Raw genomic sequence first — 4,418 nt, forward strand, 5'->3', positions numbered from 1 at the left:
AATGTATACTAATTGGCCGATAATAATTATATAAAGTGGAATAGTTTTATGAATGGAACTCGTTCAAAAATACTCTTTTCGTTGATCTTCCCTGTTGCTTTGCTTACCGGATGTGGTGGCGGTGGTGGAGGAGACTCTAAATCAGAACAACCTACAACTGATAACCCAACAACAACGCCAGATCCAGTCTTAATGACAGGCGTTTTTTTAGATTCGGCTGTTGCAGGCCTGAACTATACAACAAGTTCAGGTGAATCTGGCGTTACTAATAGCGCTGGTGAATATCAATACAAAGAAAACGATAATGTCACATTTTCGCTTGCTAGTATTGAGTTTCCTACAATTCCCGCTGCAGCCGTAGTCACACCTCTTGATATTTTAGACAGCCGAAACTTATATAGCCCGATAGTGCTTAATACGATTCGATTGTTGCAATCTTTAGATGAAGATAAAGACCCATCAAATTCAATAACCCTAGATAGTGACCTTGTTCAACAGTTAGAAAGCGCAGGTATTTCAAATGCTGATCTAGCGTTGCCGGCTGAGGAATTTGCTCAATTATTAATACAAAAAGGCCTTTTTTCATCTATTGCTGATACTGATTTTGTAACGCAAGAATTTGCGATTTCTCACTTTTCGAGCACTTTATCTACATCTAAAGTTATCGATTCAGATGGAGATGGCATCAGCAATGCTGCCGATACAGATGATGATAATGATGGTGTTTCTGATAGGGATGATTTATTTCCATGGGATAACAGCGAGAGTGCTGATTTTGATTTAGATGGTATCGGCGATAATGCTGATGCTGATGATGACAACGATGGTATAGATGATATTAATGATGCGACGTTGAGTATGAGCCATGCCCTCGATTCATCGATCAAACATATTACTCACATGGTCTATCATAAAGTTACAAATAGAGTATTCATTACCGACCAGATCAATAAATCTTTATATATTGTTAGTCCTGATACAGGAAAGGTTATTCAGACACTGCAATATGAAAAAATGCCAAGAAGAATGGCTATTGCAAATAATACCCTTTATGTGTCGCTACTTGATCGAGACTTTGAATATTACTCAGAAGTTGACGGTAGTGGTGAAATTGTTGTTTATAATTTATCGCGAAATAAAGTCCAGCAACAAAAACGTTTTAGCGTTGCCGTAGATCCATTTGATATTGTCGCGACAAACACAGGAAAAGTGATTGTTTCATCGGGATCTAGTCAATGGACCTCAATTCTTTCATACAGTGCAGAAACAGGATATCAAACGGGGAATGAGTGGATCAGACACCAGTCTTACCTCAGCTTAGATCCTTCGCAAAATTATGTTTTTGCTGCTGATACAGATATATCGCCAGCAGATTTTGAAAAGTTTGATATTTCCGGTGAAGGTATCATTTCACGCGGTGACTCTCCATATCATGGTGATTATAGTATTGGGGGGCGTATTTGGGTTTCAGAAGACTTCGTGTTTTCTCGTTGGGGCAATATATTTAAAGTCTCTGATATGACTCACGTATCGCAAGTATTAGGGATGTTTACTATTGATGATATTCAGTTTGATGAGAAGAACAAGGTTGCTTTTGCAAGTTCAAATGGAAATATATATTTAATAAACCTCCAGTCATTAGAAGTTTTCAGAGCGATTACTCAACCTGGAGATGTTCAGCAGGTGTTTCTTGCTGAGCAATTCACATACTCAGTGACCGAAAATGATAATACTCTTTATGTGATTAAAACACCTTATCAATGCGCTGATTGTATCGGCAATACAGCTCCTGTAGCTCAGTTTACTTATACGCCAGATACTGGTTTAACAACTGATATGTATGAATTTGATGCTTCGAGTAGCTATGATACACAGAGCTCTGAACTGCAATATCGCTGGGACTTTGATGATGATGGTCAATGGGATACTGATTTTACGACGAGCTCAGATACAAGTAAAAAGTTCATAACTGCAGGTACTCATTTCGTAACTCTACAGGTAATGGATACGGTTGGTGCTGTAGACAGCGTTACAGTTGAAATTAATGTTTCACAAGGGGAAGATTCGGGCAGTGACGTAACTGATGGCTCTGCATACGAATTACAATTTAATGTAACAGCAAAAATTACCGATGTACCTCGACAAAAGCTTTACGTAACAGATAAATCAGCTAAGCGATTATATGTTGTAGACATAGCTGATGGCGAAACTAAAAAGTACTTCGAATTTGAGTTTATGCCGGAGCGAATGACATTATCACCTGATGGTAAGCTACTTTATGTTGCTCTTCTTACTCAAGAGCACAGTTCATATTGGTGGAGTGAAGAACAAAATGGCTACATTGCGGTCTTTGATTTAGAAAAGCAAAGCCAAGTCAATTTATTTGAAATACAAACTGACCCGTATGATCTAGTCATAAATAATCAGAACAAACTTATCGTATCTTCAGGTTCTGGACAATGGACGAACATTTATGCGTTTGACGCTGAGAATGGTGACTTTCTTGGTAGCTCTTCGATTTATCAGGGTGCGCGTTTAACTCTACACCCATCGGGGAATTATGTCTTTGCTGCAGATACTAACTTAACTCCATCTGATTTTGAAAAGTTTGATATTAGTGGAGCTGGCATTACCTCTGTTGGGGACTCTCCATATCATGGTGATTTCACAATAGGAGGTCGTGTTTGGATAACGCCTGATGGTAACTATCTAATTAGTCGTGGTGGTCATGTATTCCGTACCGACAATATGACTTACGTTCAAACGCTAGAAGGTTTTGAAGAAGGGGATGAGCTGATTACAGCATTGAATTTTGACTCTCAACAAAATCTAGCTTTTATTGTTACTGATAAAGGTGAAGTGCCTTATTTTAATCTGTCTACATGGTTTAAAGCTGGCAGTATTGAAGTAGAAAATGCATTCGATGTGATTGTTAATGATAACCAAGTAATAGTGTTGAGTGCAGAGTCGGCAGTAACAACTATGGTTGTGGTTGAACATCCTTGTAGCATATGTGGTACTAACATGGCGCCAGTTGCTGATTTTACTTATACACCAGAAAATGGCACAACGAGTGATAACTATGAATTTAATGCTGCAGTAAGTACTGATGCAGAAGATGGTGCAAACTTGCAATATCGCTGGGATCTTGATGGCGATAACCTATGGGATACTGACTTTAGCTCTGATCCCCTCATCAGCAAAAAGTATATTCTTTCTGGTAGGAAAAATATTACTCTGCAAGTAAAAGACTCTGCAGGTGCTTCCAATATTAAAATGATTACAATTGAGGTAGCTCAAGGCACAGACTATGGAATACAAGTGACCGATAGCACGGCCTTTGAATTGCAATTTAGAGTGACAGATACAGCTGTTGATTCGGTGAGGCAAAAGTTATATGTCACAGATAAACAAGCTAAGCGACTTTATTTAGTTGACTTATTAACAGGTGAAACCGAGAAGTATTTTGAGTTTGATTTCATGCCTGAAAATATGACGGTCTCTCAAGATAGCTCGCGACTTTATGTATCTTTGCTTAAACAAGAGCATAGTATGTATTGGTATACAGAAGATCAAAGTGGTTACATTGCTGTTTTTGACTTGGCTGAACAAGCGAAAATAAACGTGTATTCAGTGCCAACTGACCCATTTGATCTTGTTATTAATCAACAAAACAAACTCATTGTCTCATCAGGATCAGGGCAACATACTAGAATATACGCACTTAACGGGCTTAACGGTAATGTGTTCAGCTACACAGATATTTACCAAAAAGGGGTTTTAGATTTACACCCAACGGGTAATACTGTTTTCGCTGCCGATACTGGATCATACCCATCAGATTTTGAAAAGTTTGACATTAGTAGTGATGATATAGAAGCATTGGGAGACAGCCCTTATCATGGTGATTATGAAATAAATGGCCGTGTTTGGGTTACACCTAATGGTGAGTTCGTGATAAGTCGCGGCGGTGATGTGTTTTACAGTAGCGACATGACCCACGGTATGGCTATTGCTGGGTTAGATTCTGATATTATTGAAGTTGTTTTCGATGAAACACAAAATCTTGCGCTGGTTTTAACTGACTCAAAAGTCATTCGTCTAAACCTTTCTAATTTTGTTGAGCAAGACAGTATCTCTTCTCAGTCTAGCGGACATTTACTTGATGCTAATAATCAGTTTTATGGTTTAAAAAGAGATGGCATCATCACTCGTTTAATTAAACATAGTTTTGATTAAATAAGATTTACTTAGTAATAAGCCGCTACATTTGTAGCGGCTTTTTTATAACCCAAAAAAGCATCCAGAAGGAGGCTTTGGTTTAGGTTTATCATCTACAACATAATTATTTAGAACTTCAGCTATTAACTAAAGCGTATTGGCGACTTTTAAGACGAATTTAAATCAATATTCTATAT

Annotated in this window: 1 protein-coding gene; it reads left to right on the plus strand. The window is 38.0% G+C overall.

The window, feature by feature from the left end; genetic code table 11:
* Positions 1-48: 48 nt before the first annotated feature.
* Positions 49-4,239 (plus strand): PKD domain-containing protein, encoded by a 4,191-nt coding sequence (locus tag L1D51_RS20570; protein ID WP_239964697.1) that lies wholly within the window; start codon positions 49-51, stop codon positions 4,237-4,239.
* Positions 4,240-4,418 lie beyond the last annotated feature (179 nt).

Source organism: Pseudoalteromonas shioyasakiensis, from assembly GCF_022398475.1.
Lineage (GTDB): Bacteria > Pseudomonadota > Gammaproteobacteria > Enterobacterales > Alteromonadaceae > Pseudoalteromonas.